General features: G+C 53.5%; 15 protein-coding genes and 1 other RNA gene. 5 read left to right on the forward strand and 11 right to left on the reverse strand.

Features of this window, described 5'->3' with window-relative positions; all coding sequences use genetic code 11:
* Window positions 1–4 precede the first annotated feature (4 nt).
* The 9 genes from ETV65_RS11605 to ETV65_RS11645 all read right to left on the reverse strand — a co-directional run bounded on the left by ETV65_RS11605 (window position 5) and on the right by ETV65_RS11645 (window position 11,292).
* On the reverse strand, window positions 5–862 hold the full coding sequence (locus tag ETV65_RS11605; RefSeq protein WP_129953002.1) for a DeoR/GlpR family DNA-binding transcription regulator: 858 nt from the start codon (window positions 860–862) through the stop codon (window positions 5–7).
* A 332-nt stretch (window positions 863–1,194) separates the two neighbouring features.
* A complete protein-coding gene (locus tag ETV65_RS11610) occupies window positions 1,195–1,938 on the reverse strand; it encodes an SDR family oxidoreductase (RefSeq protein ID WP_129953003.1) in 744 nt (247 codons plus the stop codon).
* Between the two features lie 142 nt (window positions 1,939–2,080).
* Window positions 2,081–4,954, reverse strand: coding sequence for an aminomethyl-transferring glycine dehydrogenase (gene gcvP, locus ETV65_RS11615; protein WP_129953004.1), 2,874 nt, complete (start codon window positions 4,952–4,954; stop codon window positions 2,081–2,083).
* A 109-nt stretch (window positions 4,955–5,063) separates the two neighbouring features.
* Window positions 5,064–5,450, reverse strand: a complete 387-nt coding sequence (gcvH, locus tag ETV65_RS11620; RefSeq protein WP_129953005.1) for a glycine cleavage system protein GcvH — start codon at window positions 5,448–5,450, stop codon at window positions 5,064–5,066.
* A gap of 60 nt (window positions 5,451–5,510) precedes the next feature.
* Window positions 5,511–6,608 (reverse strand): glycine cleavage system aminomethyltransferase GcvT, encoded by a 1,098-nt coding sequence (gene gcvT / locus ETV65_RS11625; protein WP_129953006.1) that lies wholly within the window; start codon window positions 6,606–6,608, stop codon window positions 5,511–5,513.
* A 310-nt stretch (window positions 6,609–6,918) separates the two neighbouring features.
* The gene (ubiI, locus tag ETV65_RS11630; protein WP_129953007.1) at window positions 6,919–8,145 is read right to left on the reverse strand and encodes an FAD-dependent 2-octaprenylphenol hydroxylase; all 1,227 of its coding nucleotides are present in this window, start codon (window positions 8,143–8,145) and stop codon (window positions 6,919–6,921) included.
* 17 nt (window positions 8,146–8,162) lie between these two features.
* Entirely contained in the window at window positions 8,163–9,341 is a 1,179-nt protein-coding gene (ubiH, locus tag ETV65_RS11635) for a 2-octaprenyl-6-methoxyphenyl hydroxylase (RefSeq protein ID WP_129953008.1), read from the reverse strand.
* Between the two features lies 1 nt (window position 9,342).
* Window positions 9,343–10,659, reverse strand: a complete 1,317-nt coding sequence (gene pepP, locus ETV65_RS11640; protein ID WP_129953009.1) for a Xaa-Pro aminopeptidase — start codon at window positions 10,657–10,659, stop codon at window positions 9,343–9,345.
* Between the two features lie 60 nt (window positions 10,660–10,719).
* Window positions 10,720–11,292: a YecA family protein gene (locus tag ETV65_RS11645; protein WP_129953010.1), complete on the reverse strand. Its 573-nt coding sequence runs from the start codon at window positions 11,290–11,292 to the stop codon at window positions 10,720–10,722.
* 253 nt (window positions 11,293–11,545) lie between these two features.
* On the opposite strand from ETV65_RS11645, the gene zapA reads away from it, so the two are divergent.
* The 4 genes from zapA (at window position 11,546) to asr (ending at window position 13,487) form a co-directional block, all read left to right on the forward strand.
* Complete coding sequence (zapA, locus tag ETV65_RS11650; RefSeq protein WP_013576788.1) at window positions 11,546–11,875, forward strand: cell division protein ZapA; 330 nt, start codon at window positions 11,546–11,548, stop codon at window positions 11,873–11,875.
* Window positions 11,876–11,922: 47 nt separating this feature from the next.
* Window positions 11,923–12,106, forward strand: a non-coding RNA gene (gene ssrS, locus ETV65_RS11655) — 6S RNA.
* A 39-nt stretch (window positions 12,107–12,145) separates the two neighbouring features.
* Window positions 12,146–12,742: a 5-formyltetrahydrofolate cyclo-ligase gene (locus ETV65_RS11660; protein ID WP_129953011.1), complete on the forward strand. Its 597-nt coding sequence runs from the start codon at window positions 12,146–12,148 to the stop codon at window positions 12,740–12,742.
* 271 nt (window positions 12,743–13,013) lie between these two features.
* A complete protein-coding gene (gene asr, locus ETV65_RS11665; protein ID WP_113878248.1) occupies window positions 13,014–13,487 on the forward strand; it encodes an acid resistance repetitive basic protein Asr in 474 nt (157 codons plus the stop codon).
* Window positions 13,488–13,787: 300 nt separating this feature from the next.
* Here the strand turns inward: asr and serA are convergent, their stop codons facing one another.
* Both serA and rpiA read right to left on the reverse strand, forming a co-directional pair.
* On the reverse strand, window positions 13,788–15,026 hold the full coding sequence (gene serA / locus ETV65_RS11670; RefSeq protein WP_129953012.1) for a phosphoglycerate dehydrogenase: 1,239 nt from the start codon (window positions 15,024–15,026) through the stop codon (window positions 13,788–13,790).
* A gap of 350 nt (window positions 15,027–15,376) precedes the next feature.
* Window positions 15,377–16,039 carry a ribose-5-phosphate isomerase RpiA gene (gene rpiA, locus ETV65_RS11675; RefSeq protein ID WP_129953013.1) on the reverse strand — a complete coding sequence of 221 codons (663 nt, stop codon included), beginning with the start codon at window positions 16,037–16,039 and terminating at the stop codon, window positions 15,377–15,379.
* Window positions 16,040–16,266: 227 nt separating this feature from the next.
* Between rpiA and ETV65_RS11680 the strand changes: the two genes are divergently transcribed.
* On the forward strand, window positions 16,267–17,169 hold the full coding sequence (locus ETV65_RS11680) for a LysR family transcriptional regulator ArgP (RefSeq protein WP_129953014.1): 903 nt from the start codon (window positions 16,267–16,269) through the stop codon (window positions 17,167–17,169).
* The last annotated feature ends 50 nt before the right edge of the window (window positions 17,170–17,219 follow it).

Raw genomic sequence — 17,219 nt, forward strand, 5'->3', positions numbered from 1 at the left:
GAGGTCAGTTATTTGCCGCAGCTAACGGATCGTTGCGGCTGTTTTTAGTTTTTTTCTGTAGGGGTGACGGAGAAACTTCAATCACGTTAACGTTGCTCCAGGCCAGTTCCTGGCGGAATTCTTCATCCTCCAGATGGTCTGTTATCAGTGTGTCGATTTCCCGGTAGTGGCAGATCCGCGCAAAGGAGCGGCGGCCGAATTTGCTGGAGTCAGCCAGCAAAATTTTATGCTCGGAGGAAAGCAGCATTTGCTGTTTCAGCCGCGCATGATGTTCATTGCTTTCACGGATGCCGCCTTCGTGGCTGATCCCGTGACAGGAGAAAAACAGTTTGTTGATGACGAACTCTTTCAGCATTTGTTCGGCCAGCACACCGACGAAATCTTCATATTTCGCCGAGTATTCTCCCCCCAGCCCGATCACGCGTACGTTAGCTTTCACCGCCAGCGTCTGAATGATGTGCACCGAGTTGGTCAGTACCACCAGTTGGATATCAGGCATCTGGCGCGCCAAAAACCAACTGCTGGAACTGCTGTCGAGCAGCAAGCAATCGCCGGGATTAATCAGTTGCAATGCCCGTTTGGCGATACGCGTTTTACTGTCAGGTGACTGATTACTGCGATCACGAAAGGACTCACCCTGTTCAATCTGCGACGGCACGTAGGTTTTTTCCGCCGTCGAATGTTCTCTGTACACCGCGCCGCCATGGCTGCGTAATAACACGCCGTGCTTTTCCAGCAACGCCAGGTCACGCCGCGCGGTCTCCAGAGAGATACGGCATAACTGGGCCACTTCCTGCACCAGAATGCGTCCGCGCTGGCTGAGAATTTCGGTGATATATCGATGTCGCTCTACTGGCAGCATGTGTTGATTCCTCTTTCCCGATGTCAAATAGGATACGCAGCCGGATGTTTGCAGAATGCGCAGTGCCTCAAAGGCGACCGTGCGCATTTTCTGCCACCGTCGACCTGTGATATTTGTCACGAAAAGATGAGAAGAAATGAAATGTTAAAGTTTGGATCTGTGGCGGGAACGGCATTAAATCGTTATTTGCGTTGCAACAGAACAGCAACAGATCTGCAAACGGTCACAATTCCTCGGGCCTTTGAATGCCCGTTAATGACCGTTTGTGTGGAATTGACCGGTTGGACATAAAAAAGCGCCCGCAGGCGCTTAGGAGGGAGCAGAAATGTGTTTTACCTTCCGCCCGCCAGCTCGAGAAAGCTGCCGGTGACGTAGGAAGCAGAATCCGACAGCAGCCAGGAAATCGCCTGTGCGACTTCTTCCGGCTGGCCACCGCGCTGCATCGGCAGATTGGCTTTCACGCGATCGACGCGCCCCGGCTCACCGCCGCTGGCGTGCATTTCGGTGTAGATCAGACCAGGACGCACACAGTTAACACGAATACCGTACGCCGCCACTTCCAGCGCCAGACCGGTGGTCAGTGTATCCACTGCGCCTTTCGATGCCGCGTAATCCACATATTCGCCCGGCGCGCCCAGCCGGGAAGCCGCCGAGGACACATTCACAATCGCCCCGCCCTTTCCGCCATGACGGTGCGACATGGTTTTCACCGCCTCGCGGCAGCACAGGAAATAGCCGGTCACGTTAGTAGACAGCACTTTGTTGATGCGTTCAGCGGAGAGATTTTCAAGGGTGGTCTGCCGGAATAAAATCCCGGCGTTGTTCACCAGCGCGGTGATTGGGCCGAGTTCGGCACTCAGCTGTTTGAACATCGCCACAACCTGCGCTTCATCGGCGATATCAGCTTTGAGTGCAATAGCTTTGCCACCGGCCTGCTGGATTTCATCGATGACGGAGTGCGCTGCGGTGTCGTTATTGACGTAATTCACACCGACGGCGTAACCCTGCTGTGCCAGCAGAAGAGCCGTTGCCCGGCCAATGCCACGGCTGGCACCGGTGACGAGAGCGATTTTCATGAGTGACTCCATTGGGAAAATGAAGAAAGTGTAGGAGAAACTGAAAGAAAGGGGAGTTTAGCTTAGCTCCTCCCCTTCGCAGGGGAGGAGCCGATCGAGTTTTTAACGCCTCACCCTTCTCAGCGAGGAGCGGAACGGAGTCTTACTCGTAATCTGACATCGGGACACACGAACAGAACAGGTTTCTGTCGCCGTAGACATCATCCAGACGCTTCACGGTTGGCCAGTACTTATTATCATAACCGGCCGGGAATACCGCAACTTCACGGCTGTACGGGTGGTTCCAGTCACTGACCAGCTCATTCTGCACGTGCGGTGCATTCACCAGCGGGTTGTCTTCCAGCGGCCATTCACCTTTCGCCACACGGTCGATTTCACTGCGAATTGCCAGCAGTGCATCGATAAAGCGATCCAGTTCCACTTTGCTTTCTGATTCTGTTGGTTCAACCATCAGCGTACCGGCAACCGGGAAGGACATGGTCGGGGCATGGAATCCGTAGTCGATCAGGCGTTTGGCGATATCCATTTCACTGATACCGGTGGTTTCTTTCAGCGGACGGATATCCAGAATGCATTCGTGTGCCACACGACCGTCACGGCCGGTATACAGCACCGGATACGCCTCTTTCAGACGGGTCGCGATGTAGTTGGCGTTCAGGATAGCGACCTGACTGGCTTGTTTCAGGCCTTCCGCGCCCATCATGCGGATGTACATCCAGCTGATAGGCAGGATGGAAGCACTGCCGAACGGAGCCGCAGACACCGCACCGTTTTGCGTCAGCACACCGTCAATCTGCACTACGCTGTGACCCGGAACGAATGGCGCCAGATGCGCTTTCACACCAATCGGGCCCATGCCAGGACCGCCGCCGCCGTGCGGAATACAGAAGGTTTTATGCAGGTTGAGGTGCGAGACATCCGCGCCAATATAACCCGGCGTAGTGATGCCAACCTGTGCGTTCATGTTCGCACCGTCAAGGTAAACCTGACCGCCGTACTGGTGAACAATCTGGCAAACTTCGCGGATGGTTTCTTCGTAAACGCCGTGCGTTGACGGGTAAGTCACCATGATGCAAGACAGCTCATCGCCGGCTTTCGCCGCTTTCTCACGCAGATCGCTGAGATCGATGTTGCCCTGTTTATCGCAGGCAACCACCACTACGCTCATGCTCGCCATCTGTGCAGATGCCGGATTAGTGCCGTGCGCTGAACTTGGGATCAGACAGATGTGACGACTGCTTTCATTGCGGCTTTCGTGGTAGCGGCGAATCGCCAGCAGACCCGCGTATTCACCCTGCGCACCGGAGTTGGGTTGCATACATACCGCATCATAGCCGGTGAGCTGAACCAGCCACTGTGACAGCTGACCAATCATTTGCTGATAACCGGCAGCCTGTTCAGTCGGGCAGAACGGATGCAGTTCAGCGAATTCCGGCCAGGTGATAGGGATCATTTCTGCCGCCGCATTGAGTTTCATGGTGCAGGAACCCAGCGGGATCATCGCCTGATTCAGCGCCAGATCCTTTTTCTCCAGACGGTGCATATAACGCATCATCTCGGTTTCGCTGTGGTACTGGTTGAATACCGGATGCGTCAGGATCGGATCCGCACGCAGCATGGCGGCAGGAATGGCGTTGCTGTCAGTCGATGCCGCTTTATCCAGCTTGTCGATATCCAGACCGTTGTCGTCCCCCAGCAGGGCAGCAAACAGAATCTGAACATCTTCGCGGGAGGTCGCTTCGTCGAGCGTGATACCCACCGCGCCGTGGATATCAGTACGCAGGTTCAGGCCGAAGCTCAGCGCGCGTTCCAGCACCGCTGCTTTATCTTTGACTTCAACGGTCAGCGTATCGAACCAGGTGTTATGACGCAGCGTCAGGCCGCCCTGTTTCAGGCCTGCGGCCAAAATATCGGTCAGACGGTGAATGCGTGACGCAATGCGTTTCAGGCCTTCAGGACCGTGGAATACCGCATACAGGCTGGCAATGTTCGCCAGTAAAACCTGCGAGGTACAAATGTTAGAGTTAGCTTTTTCGCGGCGGATATGTTGCTCGCGGGTCTGCATCGCCATACGCAGTGCGGTTTTGCCCGCAGCATCACGGGAAACCCCGATGATACGGCCCGGCATGGAGCGTTTGAATTCATCTACACAGGCGAAGAAGGCCGCGTGCGGGCCGCCGTAACCCATCGGCACACCAAAGCGTTGCGCCGAACCGAAGACCACGTCCGCGCCCTGCCTGCCCGGTGCAGCCAGCAGCACCAGCGCCATAATATCAGCCGCTACGGTGGTGATAATTTTGCGGGATTTCAGTTCGCCCAGCAGCGCGGTGTAATCATGTACTTCGCCGGTGGTGCCCACCTGCTGTAACAGCACGCCAAATACACCTTCCAGCTCAAGCACTTTTTCGGCTTTATCGACAATAATGTCAAAACCGAATGTTTCCGCACGGGTACGTACGACATCCAGCGTTTGCGGATGCACATCGTCAGCCACGAAGAAGCGGTTAGCGTCTTTCAGTTTGCTGGCGCGTTTTGCCAGCGCCATCGCTTCGGCGGCGGCAGTCGCTTCATCGAGCAAGGAAGCAGAAGCCAGATCCAGACCGGTCAGATCTAACGTCAGTTGCTGGAAATTCAGCAACGCCTCAAGACGCCCCTGGGACACTTCCGGCTGATACGGCGTATAAGCGGTATACCAGCCCGGGTTCTCCAGCATGTTGCGCAGGATAACCGGCGGCGTCAGCACCGCGCTGTAACCCATACCAATGTAGGATTTATAACGTTGGTTCTGGCTGGCAATAGCTTTCAGCTCAGCCAGCGCCTGATGTTCAGTCACGGCATCGCCGACAGCCGGCGGGCCGGGTAACTGGATATCGACCGGAACGATCTGCTGGATCAGCGCATTTAAGGAATCCGCACCGACCGTTTCCAGCATCTGTTGCTGCTGCTGAGAAGACGGACCGATATGGCGGCCGATAAAAGCTTCGCTGTGTTCAAGTTGGCTGAGAGTCTGAGTCATTTGCTACGCATTCCTGAAATCTGCTGGAGGTGTCTTGGGATACTGACAAAAGCTACGGGTCTGGATCTGCCCCGCAAGCGGGTTACGGGGCGGGTAAAACAGTGTTTAATCAGTCTTCAATGGATGCTGAATAGGCTTGTGCATCAAGCAGGTTAGCCAGTTCGCTTTCATCTGATGCTTTAATCTGGAACAGGAAACCGGTGTCATATGGCTCGCTGTTGACCAGCTCCGGAGAACCTTCCAGTTCAGCGTTTACCGCAATGATTTCGCCGCTGATCGGAGAGTAAATGTCGGAAGCCGCTTTGACGGATTCCGCCACGGCGCAGTCTTCACCGGCGGCAACTTCACGGCCCACTTCCGGCAGATCAACAAATACCATGTCGCCCAGTAATTCCTGTGCGTGTTCGGTGATACCTACGGTGTAAATTCCGTTACCTTCTGAACGAATCCACTCGTGGGAAGACGCGTATTTCAAATCTGCTGGAACATTGCTCATTATATTTTCTCCAAAAAAGTGCTTAATTCAGCGTTAACTGGATAATTTTATGTCGGATTTTTACTGCGCCAGCGGTTTGCCGTTACGGACAAAACCTGGCTTCGTGACTTTCACCGGCATTTCGCGGTTACGGATTTGCACAATCGCGTGCCCGCCAATGCCCGCCGGAACGCGTGCCAGCGCAATACTGTAGCCCAGCGTCGGAGAGAATGAGCCGCTGGTGATCACGCCTTCCAGCGTGTTGCCCGCGCTGTCGGTGAATCGCACCGGCAGTTCGTTACGCAATACACCTTTCTCCGTCATCACCAGACCAACCAACTGTTCAGTGCCCTGCTCGCGCTGTCTTTCCAGTGCGTCACGGCCGATAAAATCACGGTCTTCCGGTACCCAGGCGATGGTCCAGCCCATGTTGGCGGCCAGCGGTGATACGCCTTCATCCATTTCCTGACCGTAGAGATTCATGCCCGCTTCCAGACGCAAGGTGTCACGCGCGCCCAGACCGGCTGGCTTCACGCCTGCGGCCAGCAGTTTTTGCCAGAAATCAGCAACCTGCTCTTGCGGCAGCGCGATTTCATAACCCGCTTCGCCGGTGTAACCGGTGGTCGCGATAAACAGGTCGCCCGCCTGAACGCCGAAGAATGGCTTCATGCCCGCTACCGCTTGTTTTTGTTCAGCGGTAAACAGGGTTTCTGCTTTTTCTTTCGCATGAGGTCCCTGCACGGCAACCAGTGCCAGATCATCACGCACCGTCAGTTCGATACCGTACGGCTCTGCATGCTGCGAAATCCATGCCAGATCTTTCTCACGGGTCGCTGAGTTAACCACCAGACGGAAATAGTTTTCATTAAGGAAGTAAACGATCAGATCGTCAATGACGCCGCCGGAGGCATTGAGCATGCCGGTGTACAGCGCTTTACCCGGGGCAGTCAGTTTGGCGACATCGTTCGCCAGAAGATAACGGAGGAATTCACGGGTACGGGCACCGTGGAGATCGACAATGGTCATGTGCGAGACGTCAAACATACCGGCATCCTGACGCACAATGTGGTGTTCATCCAGCTGGGAGCCGTAATGCAAAGGCATCATCCAGCCGTGGAAATCGACCATACGCGCGCCGCACGCAACATGTTGTTCATAAAGCTGAGTCTGCTTAACCATCTTATTCCTCATTTCATTAAGTGCATAAACAGCACACCGCGCAAACGATACCCTTTGCCTGAACTTACCACTGAATCTCCCTGCTAACCATAAGTTAAAATATGCAGAGCGGTGGGAATGTCAGTGATTTCACAGGGGCATTTTGCAGAGTTTTTGACTGGTAAACTGGGGTTTGTGGCGCAAAATCTACAAATAAACAGCAAAAGTGTCGATGTTATATAACGACAAGGCCGGATTTCTCACCATTTGCAGAATGAGAAATCCGGCCCCGGATTAGAAAATGTAATGGAAAATTTTAGCTGAAATTAGATTATTTCAATCGAAGCGATGGCTCCTGTAACCATTCAGGTAAATCATTGAGCCCCATTGCCTGTCGGACCAGCTTCGGTTTGACACCCGGCAGGGAATCCGCCAGCGTCAGGCCGATATCGCGCAGCAGTTTTTTGGCAGGATTGTCACCGGCAAACAGTTCGCGAAAGCCCTGCATTCCGGCAAGCATCAGCGCTGCGCTGTGTTTGCGGCGGCGCTCATAACGGCGCAGATACATATGCTGGCCAAAATCCTTGCCTTCTTTTTGCAGACGTTTGATTTCGGAGACCAGTTCAGCAGCATCCATAAAGCCTAAGTTGACACCCTGCCCGGCCAGCGGATGCACGGTGTGTGCCGCATCCCCGACCAGCGCCAGACGTTGTCCGGCGAAGCTGCGGGCATAACGTCCGGTCAGCGGGAAGGTCAGACGATCGCTTTCTACTGCACAGACACCAAGGCGCAGGTCAAAGGTGCTGGCGAGAATTTTGTTGAATGCTTCTGGCTCCAGCGCCCTCAGGCGCTGCGCTTCATCCGGAGATACTGACCAGACAATAGAAGACAAATGTGTATCCGCCAGCGGCAGAAATGCCAGAATGCCTTCACCGTGGAATACCTGCCGTGCCACAGACTGGTGCGGTTCTTCCGTGCGGATGGTCGCCACCAGTGCATGATGGCGGTAATCCCAAAAGGTCAGTGGAATATCGGCGTGCTGACGCAGCCATGACTGTGCACCATCCGCTCCCACGACTAAGCGCGCACTGAGCTGACGATCATCATTGAGGGTAATGAAGGCTTCATTTTCACCCCATGCCACATTTTTCAATGTGGCTGATGTGAGCAGTGTAATGTCAGAAGATTTTTCCGCATGCTGCCACAAAGCACGGTGGATCACCTGATTTTCGATGATGTGCCCCAGATGGCTGAAACCGTATTCTTCGCCACGGAATGCAATTTTACCGAAGCTGTCGCGATCCCAGACTTCCATCCCCTGATAAGCATTGGCACGCTGAGCGATGATGCTGTCCCAGACACCCATATATTTCAGCAGGCGTTCACTGGCAGCATTGATCGCCGAAACCCGTAAACCCGGCTGTTCCGGCAACGGCGTATCGAGATCCGGCTGCTGGTTTTCCAGTACAGCAACGCGCAAACCGCTGCCCTGTAATCCGCACGCCAGCGCCAGACCCACCATTCCGCCACCGGCGATAACCACATCAAAAGATTGCATAATTTTTCCTGTAAGGATTAACGGTCAACCCAGCCCAGCGTCCGGCGGGTAAACGCATCACGTAGCGGCGTAATGCCTTCCATCGCCAGTAAACCAAGATTACGTCCGACCATTAATGGCAGCCAGCGGTTGGCAAAGAGATGGATCAGGCCATCCGTGACGCCGATGGTCGCCTGCTGATCAGGCTGACGGCGCCGCTGATATTCACTCAGCACAGGGTAACTGCCGACGTCGGTGCCTTGTACGGCAGCATGGGCCAGCGTTTCCGCCAGCGTGATGACATCACGCAGACCGAGGTTAAAACCCTGTCCCGCAATCGGATGCAGCGTTTGCGCCGCGTTGCCCACCAGCGCCAGACGGTGACTGATATGGCTGTTAGCTTTTTGTAATTGCAGCGGATAACTGAAACGTTTACCGGCCTGGTTTAAGGTGCCCAGACGCCAGCCGAACGCTTTTTGCAACGCACTGAGAAACTGCGCTTCGCTCCAGTTATCGATTTCTTCTTTCGCTTCTCGCGGATGACACCAGACCAGGGAACTGCGGCCGTCGGACATCGGAAGCAGGGCCAGCGGTCCGTGCTGAGTGAAACGCTCAAACGCGCGGCCGTTGTGCGGCTCGCCGGTCGCAACGTTGGTGATGACGGCAATCTGTCCGTAATCTTCACGTTGCCAGCCAATATTGCAGGCTTTTGCCAGCGAAGAATGGGAACCGTCAGCGGCCACCAAAAGCTGTGCAGTCAGAACTTGACCATCGTCGAGCGTCACGCTGGCGGAATCTTGCAAACGCGTGACATCCGTCACTTTCGCCGGACAATGCAACGTCACACCGGGAGCATTTTTCAGCATGGCAAAAAGACGCTTGCCCACTTCGTGCAGCTCAACCACCTGTCCCAGCGCTTCAACGCCATAATGCGCGGCATTAAGATTGACAAAAGCCGCGTGACCACGATCGCTGACGTGGATATCGCGGATTGGTGTGGCGATCGCCGCCAGCGCAGGCCAGATCCCCACCCGGGATAATTGCTGGCAGGTTCCCTGCGCCAGTGCGATCGAACGGGCATCAAAACCCGGATGCCCGTGATGCTCCGGCGCAGTGGCTTCCACCAGATGCACCGGCAAACGTCCCTGCGTCAGTGCAGAAATCGCCAGCGCCAGCGTGGCACCGGTCATTCCGCCGCCAACAATTACAATACTCATATTATTTCTGTGCCGCCGCCATTAACGCTTCAATATCATCGGCTTCTTTCACCACATCGCCGGTCAGAATTTCAATACCGGTAGCGGTGATCAGAATGTCGTCCTCGATGCGGATACCGATACCGCGGTACGCTTCCGGTACGTCAGCGTCCGGCGCAATATACAGGCCCGGTTCAACGGTCAGCACCATGCCCGGTTCCAGCGTCCGGCTGCGATCAACTGAACCGTAATGGCCGACGTCATGAACGTCCAGTCCCAGCCAGTGAGATAAACCGTGCATGAAGAACTGGCGGTGAGCCTGTTCAGCGTAAAGGGTTTCAACATCGCCTTTCATGACACCGAGTTTTACCAGACCTTCAATCATCACGCGTACTGCCGCTTCGGTCGCAGCCTGAATGCTGCTGCCCGGGCCGAAGACTGCCAGCGCTTTATATTCTGAGGCCAGCACGATGTCGTAGATTTCACGCTGCGCTTTACTGAATTTACCGTTCACCGGGAAAGTACGGGTGATATCACCGGCATAGCCCTGATATTCACAACCGGCGTCGATCAACACTAAATCGCCGTCACGCAATTCACATTCGTTTTCGGTGTAATGCAGGATGCAGCCGTTTTCGCCTCCGCCCACAATGGTGTTGTAGGAAGGGTAACGCGCGCCATGACGGTTAAATTCGTGGTGAATTTCGCCTTCAAGCTGATATTCAAACATGCCCGGGCGGCATTTTTCCATCGCACGGGTATGCGCCAGCGCAGTGATATGTCCGGCGCGGCGCATGATGGCAATTTCTTCAGCCGATTTGAACAGGCGCATATCATGCACCCAGGGACGCCAGTCAGTCACAGTGGCAGGCGCGGAGAGATTCTGGCGGAAGCCTTTGCGCAATTTTTCCATGGCACGGTTAACGATTTCATCCGCATACGCGTAATCGCCTTGTGCGTGATACACCACATCGAGGCCATTAAACAGCAGATGAAGCTGGTCGTTGATATCATCAAAAGGCAGTGCTTTGGTCACGCCAAGTTTGGCGGGCGCAGCGTCCTGACCTAAACGACGACCAAACCAGATTTCAGCGGTGAGATCACGGACACGGTTAAACAGGACGCTGTGATTATGATTTTCATCACTTTTCACCAGGATCAATACCGCTTCCGGCTCATTGAAACCGGTGAAGTACCAGAAATCACTGCTCTGACGATACGGATATTCACTGTCGGCACTGCGTGGGGCTTCCGGCGCAGAAAAAATTACCGCAGCGCTGCCCGGTGCCATCTTCGCTAACAGCGCCTGACGACGATTCTCGTACTCTTGCTGAGTCATCACACCTTCTCCTGAAATCGTTTTAATGAGTGCAATCGCTTTATTTAATGCAACGTACGATTAATGCAACGTACGGTGATTTTCCGCAGCCGTCGGGCGACTGTGACCAAATTCACCAAAGCACAGGATGGCGGCGACACGGACATACTCCACAACTTCCTCTAAAGATTGTGCCAGCTGTTCCTGATCTTCATCTTCGTCGTAACCCAGTTGTGCGATGCTGCGTAAATCGTCGATCGCTTCACCCACTTCGCCTTTCACTTTGGCCAGTTTTGGCTGCATCATGCCCAGCCCGAGCAGGAAATGGTTCACCCATCCGGCCAGCGCATCGGCACGCTCAAAGACGTGTTTTTCATCGTCTGGCATCAACATTTTGAATTCGAAGCTGTCATCCTCGAGGGTGTCTGACGTCACTTTGCGCAGTTGTTGCAGCAAATCGGCCAGCGTGTGCGGGAAGGCTATGCCTTCGTTAGTCAGGTCATGCACCATCGTCAGCCAGCTGCCATCGCGATTGCCACCGCACAGCAAACCACTGATCAAACCGTGCATTTCTGCTGCGGTCAAAGCAACCGATTGTTGTTTCAGGTTTTGATCCAACGAATCGTAAGTAGGGTAAGTATTCTCAATAGACATGCGCATTCGCCATCGTTGGCAGGTTAAGTTCGTGTTATGCTACCACCAAGGTCTGTCGTAGTACCAGATTAGCAGCCCGTGATTGGGTGGTCTTAGGCATGAATGGCACGCCCTGAGCAATCGGGCAGCAATCAGTCGGTCATGGGGTTGTAACCTGGTATTGAGATAGTTATAGTGGCGCCCGCTTCCAACATCCTGCGCCAGGTCGTAGTGGTCACGTTGGGGCGGACGAATAAATCAGCAGGAAGGTGGCATGTCTGCACAACCGGTAGATATTCAAATTTTTGGTCGCTCTTTACGGGTGAATTGTCCGCCAGAACAACAGGAAGCACTGAATCTGGCAGCTGAAGATCTTAATCAGCGGTTGCAAGATCTGAAAGTTCGCACTAGAGTCACCAATACCGAGCAACTGGTATTCATCGCGGCATTGAACGTATGTCACGAACTTGCTCAGGAAAGGTTGAAAACTCGCGATTACGCATCCAATATGGAACAACGTATCCGGATGTTGCAACAAACCATCGAGCAGGCATTGCTCGAACAAGGCCGGATCTCTGAACGTGAAGGGGCGCCTTTCGAATAACACACGTTGCTGACTGACTGGTCACAGGTTGTCAGAAACGGTAAAAAATTTCTCTGAGATGTTCGCCAGCGGGCCCGTCCCCTGAGCCGATAATTAGTACCAACAGAATGTGATGATCCGTAATCGGTGCGCATGCTCGGCCCGTCCGAGAAGCCTAAAGATTGCGACAGCACGTTCACCTTGAACCATGGGTTCAAGGGTTACAGCCTGCGACGGCATCTCGGAGATCCCCCTTTCTTTGCGGTACATCCCTTTCTGGTGTTTGTATCTATGTCTTATACTCCTCTGTTCGCATCAGCCCGACAAATTCTCCGCAGTGAAATACGCCAACGCAGACAGGCTCTGACTGCTGAACAGCAAACTGATTTTGCCCTTAAGGCTGCAGAACGCGTCGCAACCCACCCGAAGATTATGTCCGCCTCTACAGTTTCTTTGTTTCTGTCATTTGATGGTGAGCTGGATACCGCACCGTTGATCGGCCGCTTGTGGAACGAAGGCAAACAACTCTGCCTGCCGGTGCTGCACCCTTTCTCGCCCGGAAACCTGCTTTTTTTGCGTTATACGCCCGACACGCCGCTGGTGCGTAATCGTCTCAAAATTCTGGAGCCACAACTGGATGTCACTCAGGTTATTCCGCTGCCGCAACTGGATATCATCCTGACGCCGCTGGTCGCCTTCGACAGTGCCGGGCAACGCTTAGGTATGGGGGGAGGCTTTTATGACCGCACACTTGAGCGCCGGGAAGCGGGCGGTCCGTATCCGATAGGTTTGGCGCACGATTGTCAGCATGTCGATGCCTTACCGGCTGAACACTGGGATGTACCATTACCTGAAGTCATCACGCCCGGAAAAGTGTGGGTCTGGTGATGCCAGGCAATATAAATTCACTGCAGGTAAGGTGTCAGCCGGAAACAGAGGATATCATTTATTAGTATGTTGTAACTAATTGCAGCCTCCGGCATCTCCTCTTTTGTCAGAAATAACCAACCCTTTGAAATAAATCATATTTACCGCTTATACATACCGTTACACGCCGAAACCAATCACTCACGGACAACAGGGTTCGTCACGCCTATTATTCTCACATCGGCCCCGCAGTGGGGTAGACACATAAACCAAGACTCCTGAGGAATTAAACATGAAAAAAGTATTAGCTCTGGTTGTAGCCGCTGCAATGGGCCTGTCTTCTGTCGCTTTCGCTGCTGAAACTACAGCAACACCGGCACCTGCTGCCACAGCAACTACAGCGGCTCCGGCTCATGCGACTAAGCATAAAGCACACAAGAAACCTGTTCAGAAAGCGCAGGCTGCCAAGAAACACAAAAAAGCAGCGAAGAAAGCACCGGTCGCTCAGAAAGCTCAGGCTGCTAAAAAACACGTGAAACACGCTAAGAAAGCCGCTCCGGTTGCACAGAAAGCCCAGGCTGCTAAAAAACACGTGAAACACGCTAAGAAAGCCGCTCCGGTTGCCCAGAAAGCCCAGGCTGCTAAAAAACACGTAAAACATGCTAAGAAAGCCGCTCCGGTTGCACAGAAAGCCCAGGCTGCTAAAAAACACGTAAAACATGCTAAGAAAGCTGCTCCGGCTGCAAAAGCTACCCCGGCAGCATAAGAAGTAACGAAGTAGTCTTCGTGAGCATCGCTGCTCGCGCTTATCAAGACTGTTAATTTAACACCCGGTTCGCCGGGTGTTTTTTTCTCCGTTTATCCGCCCGAGGTACTGACAGATGATCCTGCGCCGCTACCTGTTCGAAATCACTTTTTCATCAGTGATCCTCTGTGGTCTGATCACCCTGTCTTTTTACTTCTGACGTTTTGATTCCCGCGTTCACCAGCGGATATTGTTTATTACCCTGATGCCAGAAACAAAAAAACCGCCTTCCGGCGGCTTTGTCATTTATGGCTGATATGCTCAGTAAAGCAAACGGGCACGAATGGTTCCCGGAATTGCCTTCATCAGTTGCAGTGCGGTATTCAGCGTCGTGGTATCTGTTTCAGCATCGATAACGACATAACCGATTTCAGGGCTGGTTTGCAGATACTGTGCGGCGATATTAATCCCTTGCTCCGCGAAAATCTGGTTGATGCTGGTCAGCACCCCCGGACGGTTTTCATGGATATGCAACAGACGGCTGGCTTTCTCGGTATGCGCAGGCAGAGAGGCTTCCGGGAAGTTAACCGCTGACAGGGTTGAACCGTTGTCAGAGTATTTCGCCAGTTTACCTGCCACCTCAAGGCCGATACCTTCCTGCGCTTCCATTGTCGAGCCACCGATGTGTGGCGTCAGCAGGACGTTGTCGAATTCACACAACGGAGAATTGAACGGATCACTGTTGGTCGCCGGTTCTTCCGGGAAGACGTCAATCGCCGCGCCGGAAAGATGTTTGCTGCGCAGTGCATCACACAGCGCCGGAATGTCGATAACGGTGCCGCGTGAGGCATTGATTAGCAGCGCGCCCGGTTTCATCTGGGCCAGCTGCGCCTCCGAAATCATGTCTTTCGTACCGGCAGTTTCCGGCACATGCAAGGTGACCACGTCGCTGGTGTTAAGCAATTCTTCCAGCGTCGCAATCGGCTGCGCATTACCCAATGGCAGTTTGCTTTCGATGTCGTAATAGAAGACGCGCATCCCCAGGCTTTCCGCCAGGATCCCCAGCTGCGTACCAATGTGGCCGTAACCAATGATCCCCAGACGCTTGCCACGCGCTTCGAATGAACCGACTGCCAGTTTGTTCCACACACCACGGTGCGCTTTCGCATTCGCTTCAGGAATACCGCGCATCATCAGCAACATTTCGCCCAGCACCATTTCCGCAACCGAACGGGTATTGGAGAACGGTGCGTTAAAGACCGGAATACCACGACGGGTCGCAGCTTTAAGATCCACCTGATTGGTGCCGATGCAGAAACATCCAACAGCCACCAGTTTTTCTGCTGCCTGGAACACTTCTTCAGTCAGCTGAGTACGCGATCGGAGTCCAACAAAGTGCGCGTCACGGATCGATTCTTTCAGCGATTGCGTGTCTAAAGCACCTTTGTGAAATTCAATATTGGTGTAACCCGCGGCACGGAGTGTATCAACCGCACTTTGGTGGACGCCTTCCACTAACAAAAACTTAATCTTGTCTTTCTCAAGTGATACTTTTGCCATTTCCCGACCCTATAATTTTCTGACTGAATTCAAACTGCATGGTGACTGCTCACAGTCAACATAACAAAAAATCCGCCATCATCAATACAAACGATTGCCTGCCCCCCAGCAGAAGGCTCAGCGCACCTGTTGGTTTTTAGCATTTCATGCTGGTTAGATTTTGCTGAGCCAGACGTTCAGGAGGAGAAATACAGGAATGTGACATAAGTCACCAAATTAAAGCTTTTAAATAAAAGATGATTCAGTCGGAAAATTATCATCTTCATAACATTGCGTTATGACAGCGGGATGACGAGGCGGAGACTGGCTGCCCGGGACAAAAGCAGCCAGATCTTCTGCTTATAGGCTGATTACTTCAGTTTGATGGTTTTGACACCTTCGGAAGTCCCGACCAGCGCCACATCAGCCCCCCGGTTGGCGAACAGACCGACAGTCACCACACCGGCAATACTGTTGATCTTATTTTCCATCGCGACAGCATCAAGAATATTCAGGTTGTGCACATCCAGGATCACGTTGCCGTTGTCTGTCAGTACATTCTGACGGTATTCCGGCAGGCCGCCGAGTTTCACCAGTTCACGCGCCACGTAAGAACGAGCCATCGGGATCACTTCAACAGGCAAGGGGAATTTACCCAACACATCCACCTGCTTAGAGGCATCCACAATGCAGATGAATTTTTTGGCAATCGCGGCAATGATTTTTTCACGGGTCAGCGCCGCGCCGCCGCCTTTGATCATTTGCATTGCGCCATTGATTTCATCTGCACCGTCAACATACACATCCAGCGAATCCACTTCGTTGCTGTCGAAAACATGGATGCCTAAGCTTTTCAGTTTTGCAGTTGAGGCGTCGGAGCTGGAAACGGCGCCTTCTATCTGGCCTTTGATGGAACCCAGTGCATCGATGAAATGCGCGGCAGTGGATCCGGTACCGACACCGACAATGGTGCCCGGCGTCACGTAATCCAGCGCGGCCCAACCGACTGCTTTTTTCAATTCTTCCTGCGTCATAATGGCTTCTCTGTCTGATAACACGAAAGTGGCGTGAATGGTTCGGTGAAACGAAGAGTGCGGGTGATTATAAAGCATGTCCCGGCAGATTGGGCAGTCAAGAGCGTGACCAGATCACACTTATTAAGTGCAATTGTGTTGCAAACACCCCGATTTTCCTCACCACAAAACCTGACAATCTGTGGCATAGTGTCCCGATAACATTGAATCCAAGGGACAGAACTCCGATGAAACGCCCGGACTATAGAACGCTGCAGGCACTGGACGCGGTGATCCGTGAGCGCGGTTTTGAACGCGCAGCACAGAAGCTTTGCATCACACAATCGGCAGTCTCTCAGCGCATTAAGCAACTGGAAAATTTGTTCGGCCAGCCGCTGCTGGTCCGTACCGTTCCCCCCCGTCCGACTGAACAGGGGCAGAAATTGCTGGCCTTGTTACATCAGGTGGAATTACTGGAAGAAGAGTGGCTGGGCAGCGACAGCAATCACGAAAGCAACGATACACCGCTGTTGCTTTCACTGGCAGTCAACGCCGACAGTCTGGCAACCTGGTTACTGCCTGCGCTGAAATCGGTGCTGGTCGATTCCCCTATCCGTCTTAATTTACAGGTGGAAGACGAAACCCGAACGCAGGAGCGCTTGCGTCGCGGCGAAGTCGTCGGTGCGGTGAGTATACAGCCACAGCCACTGCCGAGTTGTCTGGTGGATCAGCTCGGTGCACTGGATTATTTGTTTGTGGGTTCCAAACCTTTTGCTGATCGCTATTTTCCGAACGGCGTCACCCGCTCCGCCTTACTGAAAGCACCGGCGGTGGCATTTGACCATCTTGATGATATGCATCAGGCCTTCCTGCAACAGAACTTCGATTTATCGCCTGGCAGCGTGCCGTGCCATATCGTTAACTCGTCGGAAGCGTTCGTACAACTGGCCCGTCAGGGCACCACCTGCTGCATGATCCCGCATTTACAGATTGAGAAAGAACTGGAAAGCGGTGAGCTGATCGACCTGACGCCGGGTCTTTTCCAGCGCCGTATGCTTTACTGGCACCGTTTTGCACCGGAAAGCCGCATGATGCGCAAAGTGACCGATGCCCTGCTGGCACACGGCCATCAGGTGTTGCGTCAGGACTGATTTGCCTGGCGAAAACAGAAATAAAAAACCCGCCGGAGCGGGTTTTTTCA

The organism is Rahnella sp. RFA10(1/100), from assembly GCF_004195115.1.
GTDB lineage: Bacteria > Pseudomonadota > Gammaproteobacteria > Enterobacterales > Enterobacteriaceae > Rahnella > Rahnella perminowiae.